Source organism: Cupriavidus sp. DL-D2 (genome assembly GCF_039710735.1).
Classification (GTDB): Bacteria; Pseudomonadota; Gammaproteobacteria; order Burkholderiales; family Burkholderiaceae; genus Cupriavidus.
In genome coordinates, this window is record NZ_JBDKXK010000002.1 from 80,709 (window position 1) to 97,856 (window position 17,148).

The 17,148-nt window shown below is 64.1% G+C and carries 14 protein-coding genes and 1 tRNA gene; 8 read left to right on the forward strand and 7 right to left on the reverse strand.

All coding sequences use genetic code 11. The annotated features are described in order from the left end of the window. Positions 1-12: 12 nt before the first annotated feature. Both rpoD and ABDB81_RS01430 read left to right on the forward strand, forming a co-directional pair. On the forward strand, positions 13-2,295 hold the full coding sequence (gene rpoD / locus ABDB81_RS01425; RefSeq protein ID WP_137925757.1) for an RNA polymerase sigma factor RpoD: 2,283 nt from the start codon (positions 13-15) through the stop codon (positions 2,293-2,295). A gap of 16 nt (positions 2,296-2,311) precedes the next feature. Next, positions 2,312-2,390: transfer RNA gene (locus tag ABDB81_RS01430), tRNA-Ile, on the forward strand. A gap of 95 nt (positions 2,391-2,485) precedes the next feature. On the opposite strand, the gene ABDB81_RS01435 is transcribed toward ABDB81_RS01430, so the two are convergent. From ABDB81_RS01435 to ABDB81_RS01450, 4 genes are read right to left on the reverse strand one after another with little or no spacing between them, the layout of a single operon-like run. Then, the gene (locus ABDB81_RS01435) at positions 2,486-3,262 is read right to left on the reverse strand and encodes a DeoR/GlpR family DNA-binding transcription regulator (protein WP_346809467.1); all 777 of its coding nucleotides are present in this window, start codon (positions 3,260-3,262) and stop codon (positions 2,486-2,488) included. 59 nt (positions 3,263-3,321) lie between these two features. Next, positions 3,322-4,323, reverse strand: a complete 1,002-nt coding sequence (gene pdxA / locus ABDB81_RS01440; RefSeq protein WP_346809469.1) for a 4-hydroxythreonine-4-phosphate dehydrogenase PdxA — start codon at positions 4,321-4,323, stop codon at positions 3,322-3,324. A 26-nt stretch (positions 4,324-4,349) separates the two neighbouring features. Beyond that, positions 4,350-5,567, reverse strand: a complete 1,218-nt coding sequence (locus ABDB81_RS01445; protein WP_346809471.1) for a four-carbon acid sugar kinase family protein — start codon at positions 5,565-5,567, stop codon at positions 4,350-4,352. Beyond that, positions 5,564-6,547, reverse strand: coding sequence for a 2-keto-3-deoxygluconate permease (locus ABDB81_RS01450; protein ID WP_137925761.1), 984 nt, complete (start codon positions 6,545-6,547; stop codon positions 5,564-5,566). Before ABDB81_RS01450 ends, ABDB81_RS01445 begins: the two co-directional genes overlap by 4 nt. A gap of 245 nt (positions 6,548-6,792) precedes the next feature. Between ABDB81_RS01450 and ABDB81_RS01455 the strand changes: the two genes are divergently transcribed. Beyond that, entirely contained in the window at positions 6,793-7,401 is a 609-nt protein-coding gene (locus tag ABDB81_RS01455) for a glutathione S-transferase (RefSeq protein ID WP_137925762.1), read from the forward strand. Between the two features lie 205 nt (positions 7,402-7,606). Here the strand turns inward: ABDB81_RS01455 and ABDB81_RS01460 are convergent, their stop codons facing one another. Beyond that, complete coding sequence (locus ABDB81_RS01460) at positions 7,607-8,413, reverse strand: IclR family transcriptional regulator C-terminal domain-containing protein (RefSeq protein WP_160472791.1); 807 nt, start codon at positions 8,411-8,413, stop codon at positions 7,607-7,609. A 158-nt stretch (positions 8,414-8,571) separates the two neighbouring features. Between ABDB81_RS01460 and ABDB81_RS01465 the strand changes: the two genes are divergently transcribed. The 3 genes from ABDB81_RS01465 (at position 8,572) to ABDB81_RS01475 (ending at position 13,177) form a co-directional block, all read left to right on the forward strand. Beyond that, positions 8,572-10,215, forward strand: a complete 1,644-nt coding sequence (locus ABDB81_RS01465) for a malonate decarboxylase subunit alpha (RefSeq protein WP_346809472.1) — start codon at positions 8,572-8,574, stop codon at positions 10,213-10,215. A gap of 69 nt (positions 10,216-10,284) precedes the next feature. Further along, the gene (locus ABDB81_RS01470; RefSeq protein WP_137925765.1) at positions 10,285-11,280 is read left to right on the forward strand and encodes a tripartite tricarboxylate transporter substrate binding protein; all 996 of its coding nucleotides are present in this window, start codon (positions 10,285-10,287) and stop codon (positions 11,278-11,280) included. 394 nt (positions 11,281-11,674) lie between these two features. Next, positions 11,675-13,177 carry a DEAD/DEAH box helicase gene (locus tag ABDB81_RS01475; protein ID WP_137923228.1) on the forward strand — a complete coding sequence of 501 codons (1,503 nt, stop codon included), beginning with the start codon at positions 11,675-11,677 and terminating at the stop codon, positions 13,175-13,177. Between the two features lie 37 nt (positions 13,178-13,214). On the opposite strand, the gene gluQRS is transcribed toward ABDB81_RS01475, so the two are convergent. Next, the gene (gluQRS, locus tag ABDB81_RS01480; RefSeq protein WP_346809475.1) at positions 13,215-14,096 is read right to left on the reverse strand and encodes a tRNA glutamyl-Q(34) synthetase GluQRS; all 882 of its coding nucleotides are present in this window, start codon (positions 14,094-14,096) and stop codon (positions 13,215-13,217) included. Positions 14,097-14,117: 21 nt separating this feature from the next. After that, complete coding sequence (locus ABDB81_RS01485; RefSeq protein ID WP_137923226.1) at positions 14,118-15,086, reverse strand: LysR family transcriptional regulator; 969 nt, start codon at positions 15,084-15,086, stop codon at positions 14,118-14,120. Positions 15,087-15,241: 155 nt separating this feature from the next. Here ABDB81_RS01485 and ABDB81_RS01490 point away from each other — a divergent pair, with 155 nt between their 5' ends. Together ABDB81_RS01490 and ABDB81_RS01495 are read left to right on the forward strand one after the other, a co-directional pair. After that, positions 15,242-15,940: a pirin family protein gene (locus ABDB81_RS01490; RefSeq protein ID WP_137923225.1), complete on the forward strand. Its 699-nt coding sequence runs from the start codon at positions 15,242-15,244 to the stop codon at positions 15,938-15,940. A 172-nt stretch (positions 15,941-16,112) separates the two neighbouring features. Then, positions 16,113-17,090 (forward strand): CobD/CbiB family protein, encoded by a 978-nt coding sequence (locus tag ABDB81_RS01495; protein ID WP_137923224.1) that lies wholly within the window; start codon positions 16,113-16,115, stop codon positions 17,088-17,090. The last annotated feature ends 58 nt before the right edge of the window (positions 17,091-17,148 follow it).

Below are 17,148 nucleotides of genomic sequence, written 5' to 3' on the forward strand. Positions count from 1 at the left end.
GCTGCTGCACCAGTGAAAGGTAAGAGTATCACCGTGGCGAAACAGCAGAATACCGAAGTCGAGAGCAAACGTGCGGCAACGACGGCCGGCACCCGGAGCAGCAGCGCCAAGGCAGGCGCAGCGGAGGCTGCCGTGTCCAAGGCCCGTGCCGCAACTCCCGCATCCGTTGCATCCGAGCAGCCCGCCGCCCCGGCCGTCAAGCCGGAGCCGAAAAAGCGCGGCCGCAAGCCCAAGGCCGAGATGCAGCAAGACGACAGCACCAGCGAAGACGTGACTGAAGAGTTATACGACAACGACGCGCCGGCAACTCCCGCCGCTGCGCCCAAGACCGAAAAGCAGAAAGCCAAGGACCGGAAGGCCAAGGAAAAGGCACTGCTCAAGGAGTTTGCCTCGTCCAACCAGGCGGGCAGCGAAGAAGAGCTGGAAGTTCGCCGCCAGAAGCTGAAGGCGCTGATCAAGCTGGGCAAGTCGCGTGGTTACCTGACCTACGCCGAAATCAACGATCACCTTCCGGACGACATGGTCGATTCGGAAACGATCGATACGCTGGTTGCCACCCTGAACGACATCGGCATCGCCGTGTACGAACAGGCGCCGGACGCCGAGACGCTGCTGCTGAACGACAACGCTCCGTCGGCTACCAGCGAGGAAGAGGCGGAAGAAGAAGCCGAAGCCGCGCTCTCGACCGTCGATTCCGAATTCGGCCGCACCACCGACCCGGTCCGCATGTACATGCGCGAGATGGGTACGGTCGAACTGCTGACGCGCGAAGGCGAAATCGAAATCGCCAAGCGGATCGAAGCCGGCCTGAAGGACATGGTCATGGCCATTTCCGCCTGCCCGGTCACGATCTCGGAAATCCTGGCCCACGCCGAGCGCGTGGCCAACGAAGAGATCAAGATCGACGAATTCGTCGACGGCCTGATCGATCCGAACGCCGAGGAAGTCCAGGACACCACGCCGGCCCAGGCTGCCGCGGCAGTCGAGGAAGACGAGGAGTCCGAGGAAGACGGCGAGGACGGTGACGAAGAAGAAGACGACGACGGTGCCGCTGGCGCAGGCGCGTCCGCTCGCCAGCTCGAGGAACTGAAGGTTGCCGCGCTGGAGAAGTTCCGCATCATCGCCGAGCAGTTCGACAAGATGCGCCGTGCCTTCGAGAAGGAAGGCTACAAGTCGAAGCCGTACGTGAAGGCCCAGGAAGCGATCCAGGCCGAGCTGATGGGCATTCGCTTCACTGCCCGTAACGTCGAGCGCCTGTGCGACACGCTGCGTGGCCAGGTGGACGAAGTGCGCAAGCTTGAGCGTTCGATCCTGAACATCGTGGTCGACAAGTGCGGAATGCCGCGTTCGGACTTCGTGGCCCGTTTCCCCGGCAACGAGACGAACCTGGACTGGATCCAGACCATCGTGGCCGACCACAAGGGTTACAGCACGATCGTCGAGCGCAATGTGCCGGCCGTGCACGAACTGCAGCAGAAGTTGATCGACCTGCAGGCCCGCGTGGTGCTGCCGCTCAAGGAACTGAAGGACGTCAATCGCAAGATGTCCGAAGGCGAGCGCCGTGCCCGTGAAGCCAAGCGCGAAATGACCGAGGCCAACCTGCGTCTGGTGATCTCGATCGCGAAGAAGTACACGAACCGTGGCCTGCAATTCCTGGATCTGATCCAGGAAGGCAACATCGGCCTGATGAAGGCTGTGGACAAGTTCGAATACCGTCGCGGCTACAAGTTCTCCACGTACGCCACGTGGTGGATTCGCCAGGCCATCACACGCTCGATTGCCGACCAGGCCCGTACGATCCGTATTCCGGTTCACATGATCGAAACGATCAACAAGATGAACCGCATTTCGCGTCAGATCCTGCAGGAAACCGGCAACGAGCCGGATCCGGCAACGCTGGCCGAAAAGATGGAAATGCCCGAGGACAAGATCCGCAAGATCATGAAGATCGCGAAGGAACCGATCTCCATGGAAACGCCGATCGGTGACGACGACGATTCCCATCTGGGCGATTTCATCGAGGATACGAACACGCTGGCCCCCGCCGAAGCGGCGCTGCATGGTTCCATGCGCGACGTGGTGAAGGACGTGCTCGACAGCCTGACGCCGCGCGAAGCCAAGGTGCTCCGCATGCGTTTCGGTATCGAAATGAGCACGGACCACACGCTGGAAGAAGTGGGCAAGCAGTTCGACGTCACGCGCGAGCGTATCCGTCAGATCGAGGCCAAGGCACTGCGCAAGCTGCGCCACCCGAGCCGCTCGGACAAGCTGAAGAGCTTCCTGGAAGGCAACTAAGCAGTACGCCTTTCATGGGCCTCTAGCTCATGCCTGGTTAGAGCAGCGGACTCATAATCCGTTGGTGCCGTGTTCGACTCACGGGAGGCCCACCAACTTATAGCAGTAGGTAGTAGACAGTAGGCAGTCAGAAAGAAGGGGCTACGGTTATCGCCGTAGCCCCTTTTTTTGTCCTGTCCTTTTGCTCGGATCAACTCGCCACTGCCACCTTCACCTGTTTCAACGCGTGGAACGGTTCCAGTTGGGCCGGGGTGGCACTGCTGTCCGTGACGAGGGTCCAGGCGCGTTCGAGCGGGGTCCAGTGTTGCTGTCGGGCGCGGCCGAGTTTGGTGGAATCAACCAGTACGAAGATGTCCGCGGCCTGGCGGATGATGCATTCCTTGAGGTATGCCTGTTCGGCGCTGGCTTCGCAGAGGCCCACGCCGGCTACCACGCCGTCGGCGCCGAGGAATGCCTTGTCAACGCTGATGCGCGACAGCGCCACCTGGGCGAGCGGGCCGAAGGTGCCCATGCTCGATGGGCGTACATCGCCGCCGATCAGGGTCACGCGGACCTTTGGCAGACCGGCCAGTGCGGTGACAGCCAGCAGGTTGGTAGTGTAGACGTGCAGGTCTTCGCGTGCGGCCAGCAGGCGGGCAAGGGCGGCGGCGGTGGTGCCGCTGTCGAGCAGCACGGCGTCGCCGTCCTGCACAAAGCTCGCGGCCAGGCGGGCGATGGATTCCTTCTGTTCGCGCTGCAGTGCCTTGCGCTCTTCGAGCGAGGCTTCGGGCTCGTGGCCGCCAACCTGCATCAGCGCCGCAGCGCCGCCATAGGTCCGGACGATGCGGCCTTCACGGGCGAGCGCGGTGAGGTCGCGCCGTACCGTGGCTTCCGATACGCCGAGGCTCGCCGTCAGGCGGTCCACGTTGGCATCCTCGCCTGCAAGCACGAGTTCGAGGATGGCGCGGCGGCGGTCGGCGGCTTTCATGGCAGGGAAAGAAAAAGGGGATCGCAAGGACCCCCGATCTTACAGCAGTGCAGGGGTGCTCAGCCCCGGCGGGTGGCCAGTTCCGCGCCCTGGCGCAGGGCTTCGAGCAGGCTGCGCTCGTCGGCGATGCCCTTGCCGGCGATGTCGAACGCGGTACCGTGATCGACCGAAGTGCGGATCACCGGCAGGCCCACGGTGATGTTGACGCCGGCCTCCAGGCCCAGCACCTTGACCGGGCCGTGGCCCTGGTCGTGATACATCGCCACGACGAGATCGAAGTCGCCCCGGCCGGCGCGATAGAACAGCGTGTCGGCGGGCAGCGGCCCTTCCACGTCCAGCCCTTGCGCGCGCAGTGCTTCCACGGCGGGAATGATCTTCTGTTCTTCCTCGCCATGGCCGAACAGGCCGTTCTCGCCCGCATGCGGGTTGATGCCGCACACGCCGATGCGCGGAGCAGGGATGCCGGCGCGCTTGAGCGTCTCGTCGCCACGTGCGATCGTGCGCTGTACGAGGCCCGGCTCGATCTTTCGGATGGCGTCGAGCAGGCCGATGTGCGTGGTCACGTGGATCACGCGCAGTTGCGGCGCCACCAGCATCATCGACACCTCGGGCGTGCCGGTCAGGTGCGCCAGCATCTCGGTATGGCCCGGAAACTTGTGGCCGCCTGCGTGCAAGGCTTCCTTGTTGAGCGGCGCGGTGCAGATCGCGTCGATCTTGTCCTGCTGTGTCAGTTGCACGGCGCGCTCGATATAACGGAACGCGGCGTCGCCAGCCACGGCAGAGAGCTTGCCGAACGGCAGGTCTTCCGGGATCAGGCCCAGGTCGATGCAGTCGACGGTGCCCGGCTCGAAGCGGGCTTCATCCGGTGTGGCGATCGCGCGAATCTTCAGCGTCGAGTTCACCAGTGTTGCAGCCTGTTCGAGCCGGCGCGCGTCGCCGATCACGAGTGGGCGGCATTGGGCATAGACACTGGCGTGGGCCAGGCTCTTGACGACGATTTCGGGGCCGACGCCCGTGGCATCACCCATCGTGATGCCGATTACCGGAATGTAGTTGCTCATTGTGTAGCCGTTCCTGTGGGGCGAATTCAGTCTTCGCGCATGGCTTGCCAGGCCAGCCATAGCGCTGCTTCGGTGCCAAACGCGCCGGCCTTGGTGGCCACGCGCCGGGCGGGAGTGTCTGTGGTTTCGGATAGCGGTACGCCGGGCTCGGCTTCGCGCTGCAGCCGCAACGCGTCGATGCCTGCGGCGGACAACATGGCGCGGGCCGTCTCGCCACCGGTGGCAATCAGGCTGCCGACCAGTGCAAAGTGAGGCAACACCAGTTGCGCCAGTGCGGATGACAATTTTGGACCTTCTGATGGGTCGAAGGCGTCGTCACGGCCGATGCTGACGAGGAGGTCGCGATTCGCGCCTAGCACCTCGGCCAGCGATCGTTGCGTAGCGGCCCAGTCGTGATGGGTTGCGGCATCGCGCAGTACTTGTGGCGGCACCACCAGCGATGTCATGCCGGTCTGATCGCACAGATAGGCGGCCTGCTTGCCCGAGATGCCCGACATGCTGCCGACCAGCGTCAGCACCGGGCCGGCATGTCGGCTCGTTGCCGTGGATTCCGGACTGCCGCTCACCGGCGAGACCGCCGCCAGCGCGCGTGCCAATCCGCCGGAGCCAACCCAGAACGTGGGCGTGCCAAGGTCGATCGACGCTTCAGCGAGTGTTACCAGGTCCTGCTCGATCTCTGCATCGCCGACTACGGCGTTGTAACCCTCTGCCACACAGGTTTCGAGTTGCGACCGCACGGCGGCCACGCCAGCGCGGATCGTGCGGAGCGAAACGCACGCGGTGCGCTGGCCTTGGGCCGTGAGCAGCGCGACCATATCCGCCTGCCCGGTCAGTCCTTCCGTACGCCAGATGTCGGTGTCTTCGAGCGGCTGGCCCTTCACGAACATGCGGCCATCCTGCGTGGTGCGACCCGTGGCCGGGAAGGCCGGAGCGACAATGGCCAGCCCGGCCATCGGCTGCAGTGCAGCTGTCTCGGAAGCCCAGTTGCCGCGCAACGTGGAGTCGATCTTCTTGTACAGGCGCCGGCCCGGTGCCTGTCCGTTACGCCACGCTTCGATATTGCGGGCCGCGGCATCGGCGGGCGGCAGGCGCCGGCTGTCTACATCGGTCGCGACGATATCGGACGGTGTGCGGCCTGCTGGCGGCGTATCGAGCGTGACGACGGCGCGCGCACCATGCGCGGCGAATCCGATTGCGCAATCGGCGGCGCCAGACAGATCGTCGGCGATGATCAGCCAGCTCATGCGGCGTTCCTGGCCAGCGCGGCGTTTTCGCGATTGGCCGCACGGCGTGCCACGAATGCGGTCACCAGCGGCGTCATCACGGCGGTCACCACCACGCAGGCGGCCACAAGTATGGTGGCGTGCTTGGCGGCTTCGGTATAGATCGGATTGGCTGCGGCAACGAGCGTGGGCACTGCGGCGGCATTGCCTGCCGTACTCGCGGCGGCCACGCCAGCGACGCCGGTACCGCCGCTCAGGCGGTCGGCAATGTAGAGCGTGAAGCCGGTGATGACCACCACGGCCACGCCGAGGCCCAGGCCCAGCATGCCGGCTTGCCACACCTTGTGCAGGTCCAGGCCAGCGCCCAGTGCCAGCGCGAAGAACGGGATCATCACGGGAACGGCCTTGCTCAGGAAATCGCGCATTTCGCGGTCAAGGTTGCCAAGCAGCATGCCCAGCATCAGCGGCAGGATGCTGCCGACCAGCGTCGGCCACGGGAAGGCCGACAGACCTGCCACGCCCAGCGTCACCATCGTCAGGAACGGGCCGGACTCCAGCGACATGATGCTGTAGGCGCCCACGTCTTCCGGCTTGCCGTACTGGCCCATCAGCGCCATGTACAAGCCACCGTTGGTGTCGTTCATTGCGGCGACCACGGCCAGCGTGGAGAGGCCGGCGAACATGCCGGCGCTGATTGGCGCTTCACCGAGGAAGTGGCCCAGGACCACGCCCAGCAGCATGGCGGTGCCTACCTTGGTGGCAAACAGTACGCCGCCTTTCTTGACAATATACGGCGTGGCCTTGATGTTGATGCTCGCGCCCATGCAGACATAGAACACCGCCAGAATCGGAAGCGCACCCGTGAACAGCGCGTTGGTGAATGATCCGAAGAACTTCGGGCCGTCCGGTACGAAAGTCGCCACCAGCGAGCCAATCAGCAGCGGCACGATCATCATGCCGCCGGGTACGCGCTCGATGGCGCGCTTGATATGAATCTGCATTTTTTCGTCTCCCGCCGCGTGGGGTGGCGGCGCCTGTTTGTTTCGGGCAGGTATTTGATCGAATCGATCAATCCTGGGCGGCAGTGTAGGCGAAACGGTTAGATTTGACTAGTTCGATCATAAAAATGATTGAAGTGGTCAAGAAGTGATGTCCCCGATAGAACCCTCGCACGACACGCAATCGCGAACCGTGAAGGATAATCGTCACTCTTTCCGAACCACACTGCCCACAACCGAGGTACATCATGAGACTGATTGGCATGCTCGATTCCCCCTACGTGCGCCGCGCCGCCATCTCGATGCGATTGCTTGGGCTGCCGTTCCAGCACGAATCCGTCTCGGTGTTCCGCACGTTCGAGCAGTTTCGCGCGATCAACCCCGTGGTCAAGGCGCCCACATTGGTGTGCGACAACGACGTGGTGTTGATGGATTCGACGCTCATCATCGACTATGCAGAAACGCTGGCCGGTCGCAGCCTGATGCCGGCGGACATCGCGCATCGGCAACGCGCGCTGCGGACCATTGGCCTGGCGCTGGCTGCGTGCGAAAAGGCAGTGCAGAACGTGTACGAGCACAACCTGCGTCCCTCCGAGAAGGTGCATCAGCCTTGGGTGGAGCGTGTGAATGGTCAGTGTGCCAGCGCCTTTGCGCTGCTGGAGGATGAAGTGGCCACGCTGCCCGTGCCCGCCAAGGAAGGCGATGTGGATCAGGCAGGGTTGACCGCTGCAGTGGTCTGGACGTTCACCCAGGCGCTGTTGCCCGGTCACGTCGATCCGGCGCAACATCCGGCGTTGGCCGCGTACACCGCAGCCGTGGAGCGTTTTTCGGCTTTCTCGTCGTTGCCGCACGATTGATCTGACAACGGTGCGCAGTCCCCGCGACATGGGGGGTGCGTTCTTGTGCGTTCGCGCACAAAGATCCCCACAATCGGGTGATGTGGTGGCGGGTGTCATGCATCAAGATTGTGGCGGGGCAACAGGATCCTTGCTCCGCTACCACTTCAAGCCCCGCGACCTCCCCGGCCAGCGGGGCTCTTTCATTCTGAAGCGGGATAAGCGTTTACCGCGCTTTGAGAATTGTCTCGATCTTCTGTGCCGCAGCTTGCAGCGGCGGCAGGAAATGCTGCTCCAGATACGCCTGGTCACGGCTGCCCAGCACCATGCTGATGCCGAGCCCTGCCACCACCTTGCCGGTCTGGTCGTGCAGCGGCACCGAGACCCCTGCAAAGCCATCGGCCAGTTCGCTGATCAGCGTGCAGTAGCCATCCGCAGCGACCTGTTCCAGCTTTCGGCCCAGCACTTTGTGCGAATCGATGGTGAACGGTGTCAGCTTGCGAAGCTCGGCATCGGCCAGATAGGCGCTGCGGGTGGCCTCGTCGAGTCCTGCCAGCAGCACGCGCCCGAGCGAGTGTGCATAGGCGGGCATGCGCCGGCCGATCGCCATGTCCACGCGCAGCAACTGGCTGGGTTCCTCGCGCGCCACCAACACCACCGCATCGCGGTCGAGCATGCCGATCGAGCAGCTTTCGCTGACTTCCGCACACAGCGCCTGCAAATAAGGGCGCGCGATTTGCGGCAGGTTCATCGACGCAAAATAGGCATAGCCGAGATCCATCACCCTGGGCGTCAGCACGAACTGCCGCCCCTCCTGTGCCAGATAGCCGTTGTGCGCCAGCGTCAGCAGCAGCCGGCGTGCGGCGGCGCGCGTCACGTCGAGCTGCTCGGCCACGTCCTGCATCGTCAGCCGGTCCACACCGCTGGCGTAAAGCCGCAGCAAGGCCAGGCCCTTGGTCAGGGAGTCGAGCAGTTCTTCCTTTTTTGGAATCTCGGGCGTGTCGTCGGCTGGCGTGGCCTGGCTGCGCGGCATGGGCGAATGAGTGAAATAGGGGGGATCTGCGGGTCAGACCGGACTTGCGTCTGGCCGTGCGATCCGTATGATAGGCGTTTCCCGAACAATTGTTCGCGATTTGTGTGTAGTACGTGGATCGGTAGAAACCACGACATGACAAGATGCAGGAGACAGGCATGAAGGTGATCACCACCGCGCAGGCGGCGGCACTTGTCCAGACCGGCTGGACCGTGGCCAGTGCAGGGTTTGTCGGCGCGGGCCATGCCGAAGGCGTGACCGAGGCGCTGGAGCAGCGCTTTCTGCGCGATGGCTTGCCACGCGATCTGACGCTGGTCTATTCCGCAGGGCAGGGCGATCGCGGTGCGCGCGGGGTGAATCACTTCGGCAACGCCGGCATGACCCGTGCCATTGTGGGCGGTCACTGGCGTTCGGCCACGCGCCTCGCCACGCTCGCCATGAACGAGCAGTGCGAGGGCTTCAATTTGCCGCAGGGTGTGCTGACCCATCTGTATCGTGCGATTGCCGGCGGCAAGCCCGGCGTGCTGACCAAGATCGGGCTGCACACCTTTGTCGATCCACGCACGGCCCAGGATTCCCGCTATCACGGCGGCGCCGTCAACGCGCGGGCGCGCGAGGCCATCGCGGCCGGCACGGCCAACTGGGTCGAGGCCGTGGATTTTCGTGGCGACGAATACCTGTTCTATCCGAGTTTCCGCATCGACTGCGCACTGATCCGCTGCACGGCGTCGGATACGCGCGGCAACCTGAGCACGCATCGCGAGGCGTTCCATCACGAGTTGCTGGCGATGGCGCAGGCCGCGCACAACTCGGGCGGCATCGTGATCGCGCAGGTGGAGTCGCTGGTCGATTATCACGAGACGCTGCAGGCCATCCACGTGCCCGGCATCCTCGTCGATTACGTCGTGGTCAGCGAGGAACCGGCTCATCACCAGATGACCTTTGCCGAGGCGTACAACGAAGCCTACGTCCGCCCGTGGCGGGGAGAAGCGGCTGACGCCGCCGAGAAAGCGAAGGAAGCCGAATTGCTGCCTGCTGCATCGGCACCGCTCGACGCCCGCACCATCGTGCAGCGCCGCGCCGTGATGGAACTCGCAGCGCGCAGCCCGCGCGTGGTGAACCTCGGCGTGGGCATGCCAGCGGCCGTGGGCGCGCTGGCGCATCAGGCCGGACTCGGTGGTTTCACGTTGACCGTGGAAGCGGGGCCGATCGGCGGCACGCCAGCGGACGGACTGAGCTTTGGCGCATCGGCCTATCCGGAGGCCGTGGTCGATCAGCCCGCGCAATTCGACTTCTACGAAGGCGGCGGCATCGACCTTGCCATCCTCGGATTGGCCGAGTTGGACGGCCACGGCAACGTGAACGTCAGCAAGTTCGGTGAAGGCGAGGGCGCGCTGATCGCTGGAGTGGGCGGCTTCATCAACATCACGCAGAGCGCTCGGGCCGTGGTGTTCATGGGCACGCTGACGGCTGGCGGACTGGAGATCCGCGCCGAAGATGGCCGGCTGACGATTACGAAGGAAGGGCGCGTCAAAAAGATCGTGCCCGAAGTCTCGCACCTGAGTTTCAACGGTCCCTACGTGGCGTCGCTCGGTATCCCCGTGCTCTACGTGACCGAGCGCGCGGTGTTCGAGATGCGCGCCGATGCATCTGGCGAGCCGCGCCTGACGCTTGTGGAAATCGCACCTGGCGTAGATCTGCAGCGCGGTGTGCTCGACCAGTGCGCCACGCCGGTGGCCGTGGCCGATGACCTGCGCCAGATGGATGCACGACTGTTCCAGCCGGGTGTGATGAAGCTCTGAGCGCCACACAAACGATCACAGAATCAGCCGGCGCCCGATGATCGCGCCGGCATATATGGAGGAAACAACATGCAACACCGTCAACCGCGCCGCCTGGCGCTGTCCACGCTCGCGCTGGCTGCGCTGCTGCCGTTCGCGCCGATTGCCGCCTTCGCACAGCCGAGCTACCCGGACAAGCCAATCAAGCTGATCGTGCCGTTCCCGGCAGGCGGCCCGACCGATACCGCCGCGCGCATCATCGGCCAGAAGATGGGCGAGACGCTCAAGCAGACCATCGTCGTCGATAACCGTCCCGGCGCGTCGGGCACCATTGGCGCGGATGCCGCTGCCAAGTCCGCACCGGATGGCTACACGCTCGTCATGCTGGCTACGCCCACGCTGCTGGCGCCGCACCTGCTGCCGCGCAAGGGCTACGACGTGTTCAAGGATTTCACGCCCGTCGGTAACGCCTACGAGTTGCCGATCGTCATGGTGGTCAATCCACAGTCGCTACCCGACGTGACCGACCTGCAGCAGTACATCGCCAGGGCCAAGGCCCAGCCGGGCAAGATGAACTACACGAGCGCGGGCAATGGCAGCTTCGGCCATCTGTCGACGGAACTGCTCAAGAACCTGGGCCATTTCGACGTGCAGCACGTTCCTTACAAGGGCAGCGCGCCGGCGATTTCAGACCTGCTGGCCGGACAGGTGCCGATGATGTTCTCGGACATGATCGCCGCACTGCCGCACATCAAGGCCGGCAAGCTACGTCCGATCGCCGTGGGATCGATCAAGCGCGTGTCGTTCACGCCCGACGTGAAGACCGTGGCCGAACAGGGTTTCCCGGGCTTCGATGCCTCGTCGTGGGGCGCGCTGCTCGTGCCGGCCGGCACGCCCAAGGACATCGTCGCCAAACTCTCCGACGCCCTCAAGGGCGCGCTGGCCGACGCGACCGTGCAGCAGAAGATGCTGGGCGCCGGTACGGTGGCGTCATTCCTGCCTGCCGACCAGCTTACGACCCGCATGCAGAACGACTACGCCAAGTGGGGCAAGGTGATCAAGGACAACGGGATCAAGAGTGATTGAGCCTGTTTGACTTCGCCTTGGATTTTCTCCCCTCTCCCGCTTGCGGGAGAGGGGCAGGGGAGAGGGCCAGCAGTTCAAATTGCGACACGTAGTCAAGCAGAACCTCCAGCCCTCTCCCCCAACCCCTCTCCCACTTTCGTGGGAGAGGGGAGCAAAAAAAGTAGTGCAGGAGACGGGAACACGTCACACCCCTGACACCCCAGCCCCCAATACTCCCAATCGCGCCCGCTGCCCACCCCTCTTAGTCTGGTGGTAGAATCCAAGTCTTTGATTTTCCGGGCAATTCATCTTTTCGCATCTTTTCGCCGGGTTTGGCGACCGCGATCTGTTGCCCGCGAACCGTATAGACGCGTGTCCGTTGCCCCGGCTCCGCGCCGAGACTGACACACCATAGATGACGATGACCACCACCCCAGACCAGACCCCAGCCACTGAGCAGACGTTCGAGAGCTTCGGGCTGGACCCGCGTATCCTGCGCGCCTTGACCGACCAGGGCTACACCAAGCCCACGCCGATCCAGGCGCAGGCCATTCCGGTGGTGCTGCTGGGCAAGGATGTCATGGGTGCTGCGCAGACCGGCACGGGCAAGACGGCAGGTTTCGCGCTGCCGATCATCCAGCGGCTGCTGCCGCTGTCGAATGCCAGTGCATCGCCCGCGCGTCATCCGGTGCGCGCGCTGATGCTGACGCCGACGCGCGAACTCGCCGATCAGGTCTACGACAACGTGGCGCGTTACGCGCAGCACACGGACCTGCGCAGCACGGTGGTGTTCGGCGGTGTGGACATGAACCCGCAGACCGAGGCGCTGCGCCGTGGCGTGGAAATCCTCGTCGCCACGCCGGGCCGATTGCTCGATCACGTGCAGCAGAAGTCGGTGAACCTGTCGCAAGTGCAGATGCTGGTGCTGGACGAAGCGGACCGCATGCTCGACATGGGCTTCCTGCCGGATCTGCAGCGCATCATCAATTTGCTGCCGGCCCAACGCCAGACGCTGCTGTTCTCGGCCACGTTCTCGCCCGAAATCAAGAAGCTGGCTTCGAGCTACCTCAAGCAGCCGGTCACGATCGAAGTAGCACGCAGCAACTCGACGAACGAGAACGTGCGCCAGATCGTGTACCCGGTGCAGGACGGTCACAAGCAAGCTGCAGTGGTGCACCTGCTCAAGCAGCGCGCCGACGCCCAGCAGTCCAAGCAATGCATCGTGTTTGTGAACAGCAAGATTGGCTGCTCGCGACTGGCACGCCATCTGGAGCGCGAGGGCATCAATGCAGCGGCGATCCACGGCGACAAGACACAGACCGAGCGCATGCAGACGCTCGAGGGTTTCAAGACGGGCACGATCGATGCGCTGGTGGCTACCGACGTGGCCGCGCGTGGCCTCGACATCCCCGCCATGCCGTGCGTGATCAACTTCGATCTGCCGTTCAGCGCCGAAGATTATGTGCACCGCATCGGCCGTACGGGCCGCGCCGGCGCCAGCGGCGATGCGCTGTCGATCTATGTGCCGGGCAGCGATGATCGCCTGCTGGCCGATATCGAGAAGCTGATCAAGCGCGCCGTGCCGCGTGGCACGCTCGACGGCTTCGACCCGACTGGCGAGCGCGCCCGTCAGGAAGAATCCGACCGTCGCCGCCAGCGCACCGAAACGCGCCGTCCGCGCGAGAATGGCGCCACCGAGGAAGAATCGACCACGCGCCGCCGCCGTACCGAGCCAAACGGGCGTCAGGCGTTCCGTCCGTCCGACGATCCGTTCTTCTCGCGTCCGTACGAGCCGTCGGGCAACTACACGCCAGCACCGAAGACGGAAGACGAACTTGCTGCTGCGCTGACGCGTGGCCGTCAGGCGCCCAAGCGTCCCGTTGCAGCGTTGCTCGGCGGCGTACCGCGCAAGTCCTGACGCTTCAGGCGGCAAGCGATAAAAGCTGGCGGATCGACTAGTTCGATGCCGCCAGTTTTTCTTTCCACTGTTCCGTGGCGGTCTCCAGCCACGCGGGCACATTCCCTTCGCCGTTCACGATGCCGAGATGCGCGCCAGCCTGGCGCAGCGCATCGAGCGGTGCAGCCGTGTCCAGCGCTTCGGCGCCGCTCTGCTTGCTGAGTTTCTCGCCCACCGCGTTCACGACAACCGGCACATGCAGGTACGACGGCGTAGGCAGGCCGAGCAGGTGCTGAAGATGGATCTGGCGCGGCGTGGAATCGAGCAGGTCCGCGCCACGCACGATATGCGTGATTTCCTGCGCGGCGTCATCGACCACTACGGCCAGTTGATAGGCCCAGAGTCCATCGGCCCGGCGCAATACGAAATCCCCGAGTTCCGTTTCGAGGTTCTGGCATTGACGGCCCTGCCAGCGATCGTCGAAGCAGACGGTCGAGGCATCGCCGTCGGGTACGCGCACGCGCCATGCGCGGGGCAGCTTGCCATGGAGGCCATTGCGGCAGGTGCCCGGGTAGCCGAGCGTCTGGTGTCGCTCGCGCACGTGTATCAATGAATCGGCAATTTCCCGGCGCGAGCAGCCGCATGGGTAGAGCTGGCCGGCGATTTCCAGCGAATGCAGTGCTTCGGCGTAGCGGGTTTCGCGGCGGCTCTGCCAGACGGGTGGCTCGTCGGGATGCAGCCCTAGCGCGGCGAGCGTGCGCAGGATATCGTCATCGGCGCCCTTCACGCAGCGTGGATAGTCGATGTCCTCGATTCGTACGAGCCAGTCGCCGTCATGGGCACGGGCGTCGAGCCAACTGGCCAGCGCCGTGACAAGCGAACCCAGATGCAGCGGACCCGTGGGGGAGGGGGCAAAGCGCCCCCGATAGCGTTGCGTCATGCGGACTGCCAGCCGACCCGGTTACTGCGGGGCTTCCGATGACGGCGGCAGCAAGACATCCAGTGACTCCGGCTGCCCCTGCGGCGCTTGCTGCATCAGCGCCTGCGCCAGTCGTGGATCTTCCAGCTTGTTGCTCCACCACTGCACGGCCTTGCCGCGCGTATTGGTGCGCCATGCCACCTTGAAGTTGCCGGGCGCCCGAACTTCCACAGTCTCGCGCACCTGTAGCACGCCGCTTTCGATGTGCGGCTGTGCCATTGGCGCGGGCAGCCAGCCGCAGCCCAGGCCACGGATCTGTGCTTCGAGCTTGTCTCGCATGGTGGGCACCACGAGCACGTCCTGGCCGGCCAGCACCCCATGGGTACGCGCCGGCAGGTTGCGCGAGGTATCGCCCACGGCCACGATCCGGTGCCGTGCGATCTGAATCGTCGTCAGCGGCCCTTCTTCGGTGGCCAGCGGATGATGCGCCGCTACGGCAAAGACAAACGGGATCGTGCCGAGAGGCCGGACCTGGAACCCCTGCGTACTCGGAATCTCGTAGGCGCCGCCAATGATCATGTCCGCGCGGTTGCTGACCAGTGCGTCCCATGTGCCGCCGAGCACCTCCTTGGAAAAACGTAGTCGCGTGACCGTGTTTTCGGCAAAGAAGTCCTGAATGACGGGCAGCAGCGCGCGGAAATTGACGAGATCGTCGACGGCGATGTTGAGGCTGGCCTCCCAGCCCGTTGCAAGCCGTTTGACGCGGCGGGCCAGGTCGTCAGCCGCATGCAGCAGGTGGCGCCCCTCGTCGAGCAACGCGCGTCCGGCTGGCGTCAGTTCCGCGCGATGGCGCCGCCGGTCGAACAGCAGCACGTCGAGATCTTCTTCGAGCTTGCGGACCACATAGGTCAGGGCGGACGGCACCTTGCCCATCTCGTGGGCAGCGGCGGCAAAGCTTCCCTTGCGCTCGATGGCGTCAAGGACTTCGAGTGATTCTAGTGACAGGGGCATATTCAGATTTTCTGAACAACTGCTTCTAAGGCGGTGTCCGCAAATATACTCCCGCTCCCCTAAACTGCCTAGCATCGAAACGTTGCTGACCCCCAAGCCCCAGCAAACAAGCCGCTAACGGGGGTCGAAGACCAGGCCTAAGGAGGGCCATCAAAATGATTGAAATCCGTAAGTCTGAAGAGCGCGGTTATGCGGATCATGGCTGGCTGAAGTCGTATCACACGTTCTCGTTTGCCGACTACTACGACCCGCGCCACATCCAGTTCGGCCCGCTGCGTGTGATCAATGAGGACCGCGTGGCGCCAGGCATGGGCTTTGGCACGCACGGCCACCGCGACATGGAGATCATCAGCTATGTGCTGGAGGGCGAACTGGCCCATAAGGACAGCATGGACAACGGCAGCGTGATTCGGCCGGGTGACGTACAGCGGATGAGCGCCGGCACCGGTGTGCGCCATTCGGAATACAACCACGCCCAGCACGACACCACGCACTTCCTCCAGATCTGGATCGTGCCTGACCAGCAGGGCATCGAGCCGGGCTACGAGGAAAAGCGCTTCGACGCGGCAGACAAGCGTGGCCGCCTGCGCCTGGTGGGCAGCCCGGATGGCGCCGAAGGTTCGGTGGTGATCCATCAAGACGTACGATTGTTTGCCGGTCTGTTTGATGACGATGAGGCTGCCACGCTGGCGCTGCAGCCGGGTCGCAAGGCGTATGTCCATGTGGCGCGGGGACGTGTCACGGTAAATGGTCAGCCGCTGGAAGCTGGCGACGCCGCCCAGATGGAAGGTGAAAGTGCCGTGAGCATCGAAAAGGGCGAGGGCGCCGAAGTGCTGGTGTTCGACCTGCCTTGAGTAATGTGGCCGTAGCTGGCGTCAGAGCGCCCGCCCCCTCACCGGGGCGGGCGTTTTGCTTACCAGCACTTACAGGTCTTTTGCAAAGTTGCCTTGCCGCTATGCTATCGTCTGCACTATCCGCCATGCGACCGCCGCGGCACTTCGCCGCGCGCTGAATAATCGTCCCGCGATGACATTCGTTTCCATTCTGCTGGCACTGATTGCCGAACAGTTCCGTGCCCTGGGACGGAACAATCCCATTGTCGACATCGTTCGCGTATTAGGTGAACGTGCCGAACACGCCTTCGATACAGGCCGCCCGCGCGATGCCGCGCTGGCGTGGCTGACCGTCGTGCTGCCGCTCGTGCTGGCCGCCGTGATCGTTCACTACCTGCTGGCTTCGATCAGCGTGGCGTTGACGCTCGCGTGGAATGTCCTGCTGCTGTATCTCACGCTGGGCTTCCGCCAGTTCAGCCACTACTTCACCGATATTCACGAAGCGCTCAACCGCGACGACCTGCATACGGCCCGCACGCTGTTGCATGAGTGGACGGAGATCGACACCGTGGACATGCCAGTCAGCGAGATCGTGCGCCATACGCTGGAAGCGGCCATCGTGGCCGTGCATCGTCACGTGTTCGGTGTGTTCTTCTGGTTCCTGGTGCCGATTGGCCCCGGTGGTGTGGTGCTGTATCGCACGGCCGAATTCCTGAATCGTCAGTGGAACGTGCCGTCGAACGAGCGCAGTCCTGCATTGGGCCGCTTTGCTGCGCGGGCGTTCTATGTGCTGGACTGGGTGCCATCCCGACTGACCGCCATCGGGTTTGCCATCGTCGGCAACTTCGAGGACGCGGTCTATGCGTGGCGCAACCACGCACGCAAGTGGAACGATGCCGTCAACGGCATCCTGCTGGCAAGCGGCGGCGGCGCGCTCGGCGTCCGGCTGGGCCAGCCGCTGGCAGAAGAGGATTCGAGTGTGATGCTGCGTACAAGCCTGGCTGGCGTGGACTACGCGCCCGGCATGGGCGATGCGGAACCGGTACCGCCCGAATTCGGCATGGACCCCGGCATCCGCACGCTGCAATCGGCCATCGGACTGGTCTGGCGTGCGGTGATCTTGTGGATGCTGCTGCTGGCGATGATTTCGCTGGCGTTGTGGGTCGGGTAACTCACCACGCCCTCTGGTTTTCTCCCCTCTCCCGCATGGCCGGAAAGGGGAGCACCCC

What these genes read in the sequence shown, in the direction of transcription:
- ABDB81_RS01445 (WP_346809471.1), bottom strand. Translation starts at nt 5,567, where the DNA reads ATGAGCTGGCTGATCATCGCCGACGATCTGTCTGGCGCCGCCGATTGC.
- ABDB81_RS01470 (WP_137925765.1), top strand. Translation starts at nt 10,285, where the DNA reads ATGCAACACCGTCAACCGCGCCGCCTGGCGCTGTCCACGCTCGCGCTG.
- ABDB81_RS01465 (WP_346809472.1), top strand. Translation starts at nt 8,572, where the DNA reads ATGAAGGTGATCACCACCGCGCAGGCGGCGGCACTTGTCCAGACCGGC.
- ABDB81_RS01450 (WP_137925761.1), bottom strand. Translation starts at nt 6,547, where the DNA reads ATGCAGATTCATATCAAGCGCGCCATCGAGCGCGTACCCGGCGGCATG.
- ABDB81_RS01485 (WP_137923226.1), bottom strand. Translation starts at nt 15,086, where the DNA reads ATGCCCCTGTCACTAGAATCACTCGAAGTCCTTGACGCCATCGAGCGC.
- ABDB81_RS01435 (WP_346809467.1), bottom strand. Translation starts at nt 3,262, where the DNA reads ATGAAAGCCGCCGACCGCCGCCGCGCCATCCTCGAACTCGTGCTTGCA.
- ABDB81_RS01475 (WP_137923228.1), top strand. Translation starts at nt 11,675, where the DNA reads ATGACGATGACCACCACCCCAGACCAGACCCCAGCCACTGAGCAGACG.
- ABDB81_RS01490 (WP_137923225.1), top strand. Translation starts at nt 15,242, where the DNA reads ATGATTGAAATCCGTAAGTCTGAAGAGCGCGGTTATGCGGATCATGGC.
- ABDB81_RS01455 (WP_137925762.1), top strand. Translation starts at nt 6,793, where the DNA reads ATGAGACTGATTGGCATGCTCGATTCCCCCTACGTGCGCCGCGCCGCC.
- gluQRS (WP_346809475.1), bottom strand. Translation starts at nt 14,096, where the DNA reads ATGACGCAACGCTATCGGGGGCGCTTTGCCCCCTCCCCCACGGGTCCG.
- pdxA (WP_346809469.1), bottom strand. Translation starts at nt 4,323, where the DNA reads ATGAGCAACTACATTCCGGTAATCGGCATCACGATGGGTGATGCCACG.
- ABDB81_RS01460 (WP_160472791.1), bottom strand. Translation starts at nt 8,413, where the DNA reads ATGCCGCGCAGCCAGGCCACGCCAGCCGACGACACGCCCGAGATTCCA.
- ABDB81_RS01495 (WP_137923224.1), top strand. Translation starts at nt 16,113, where the DNA reads ATGACATTCGTTTCCATTCTGCTGGCACTGATTGCCGAACAGTTCCGT.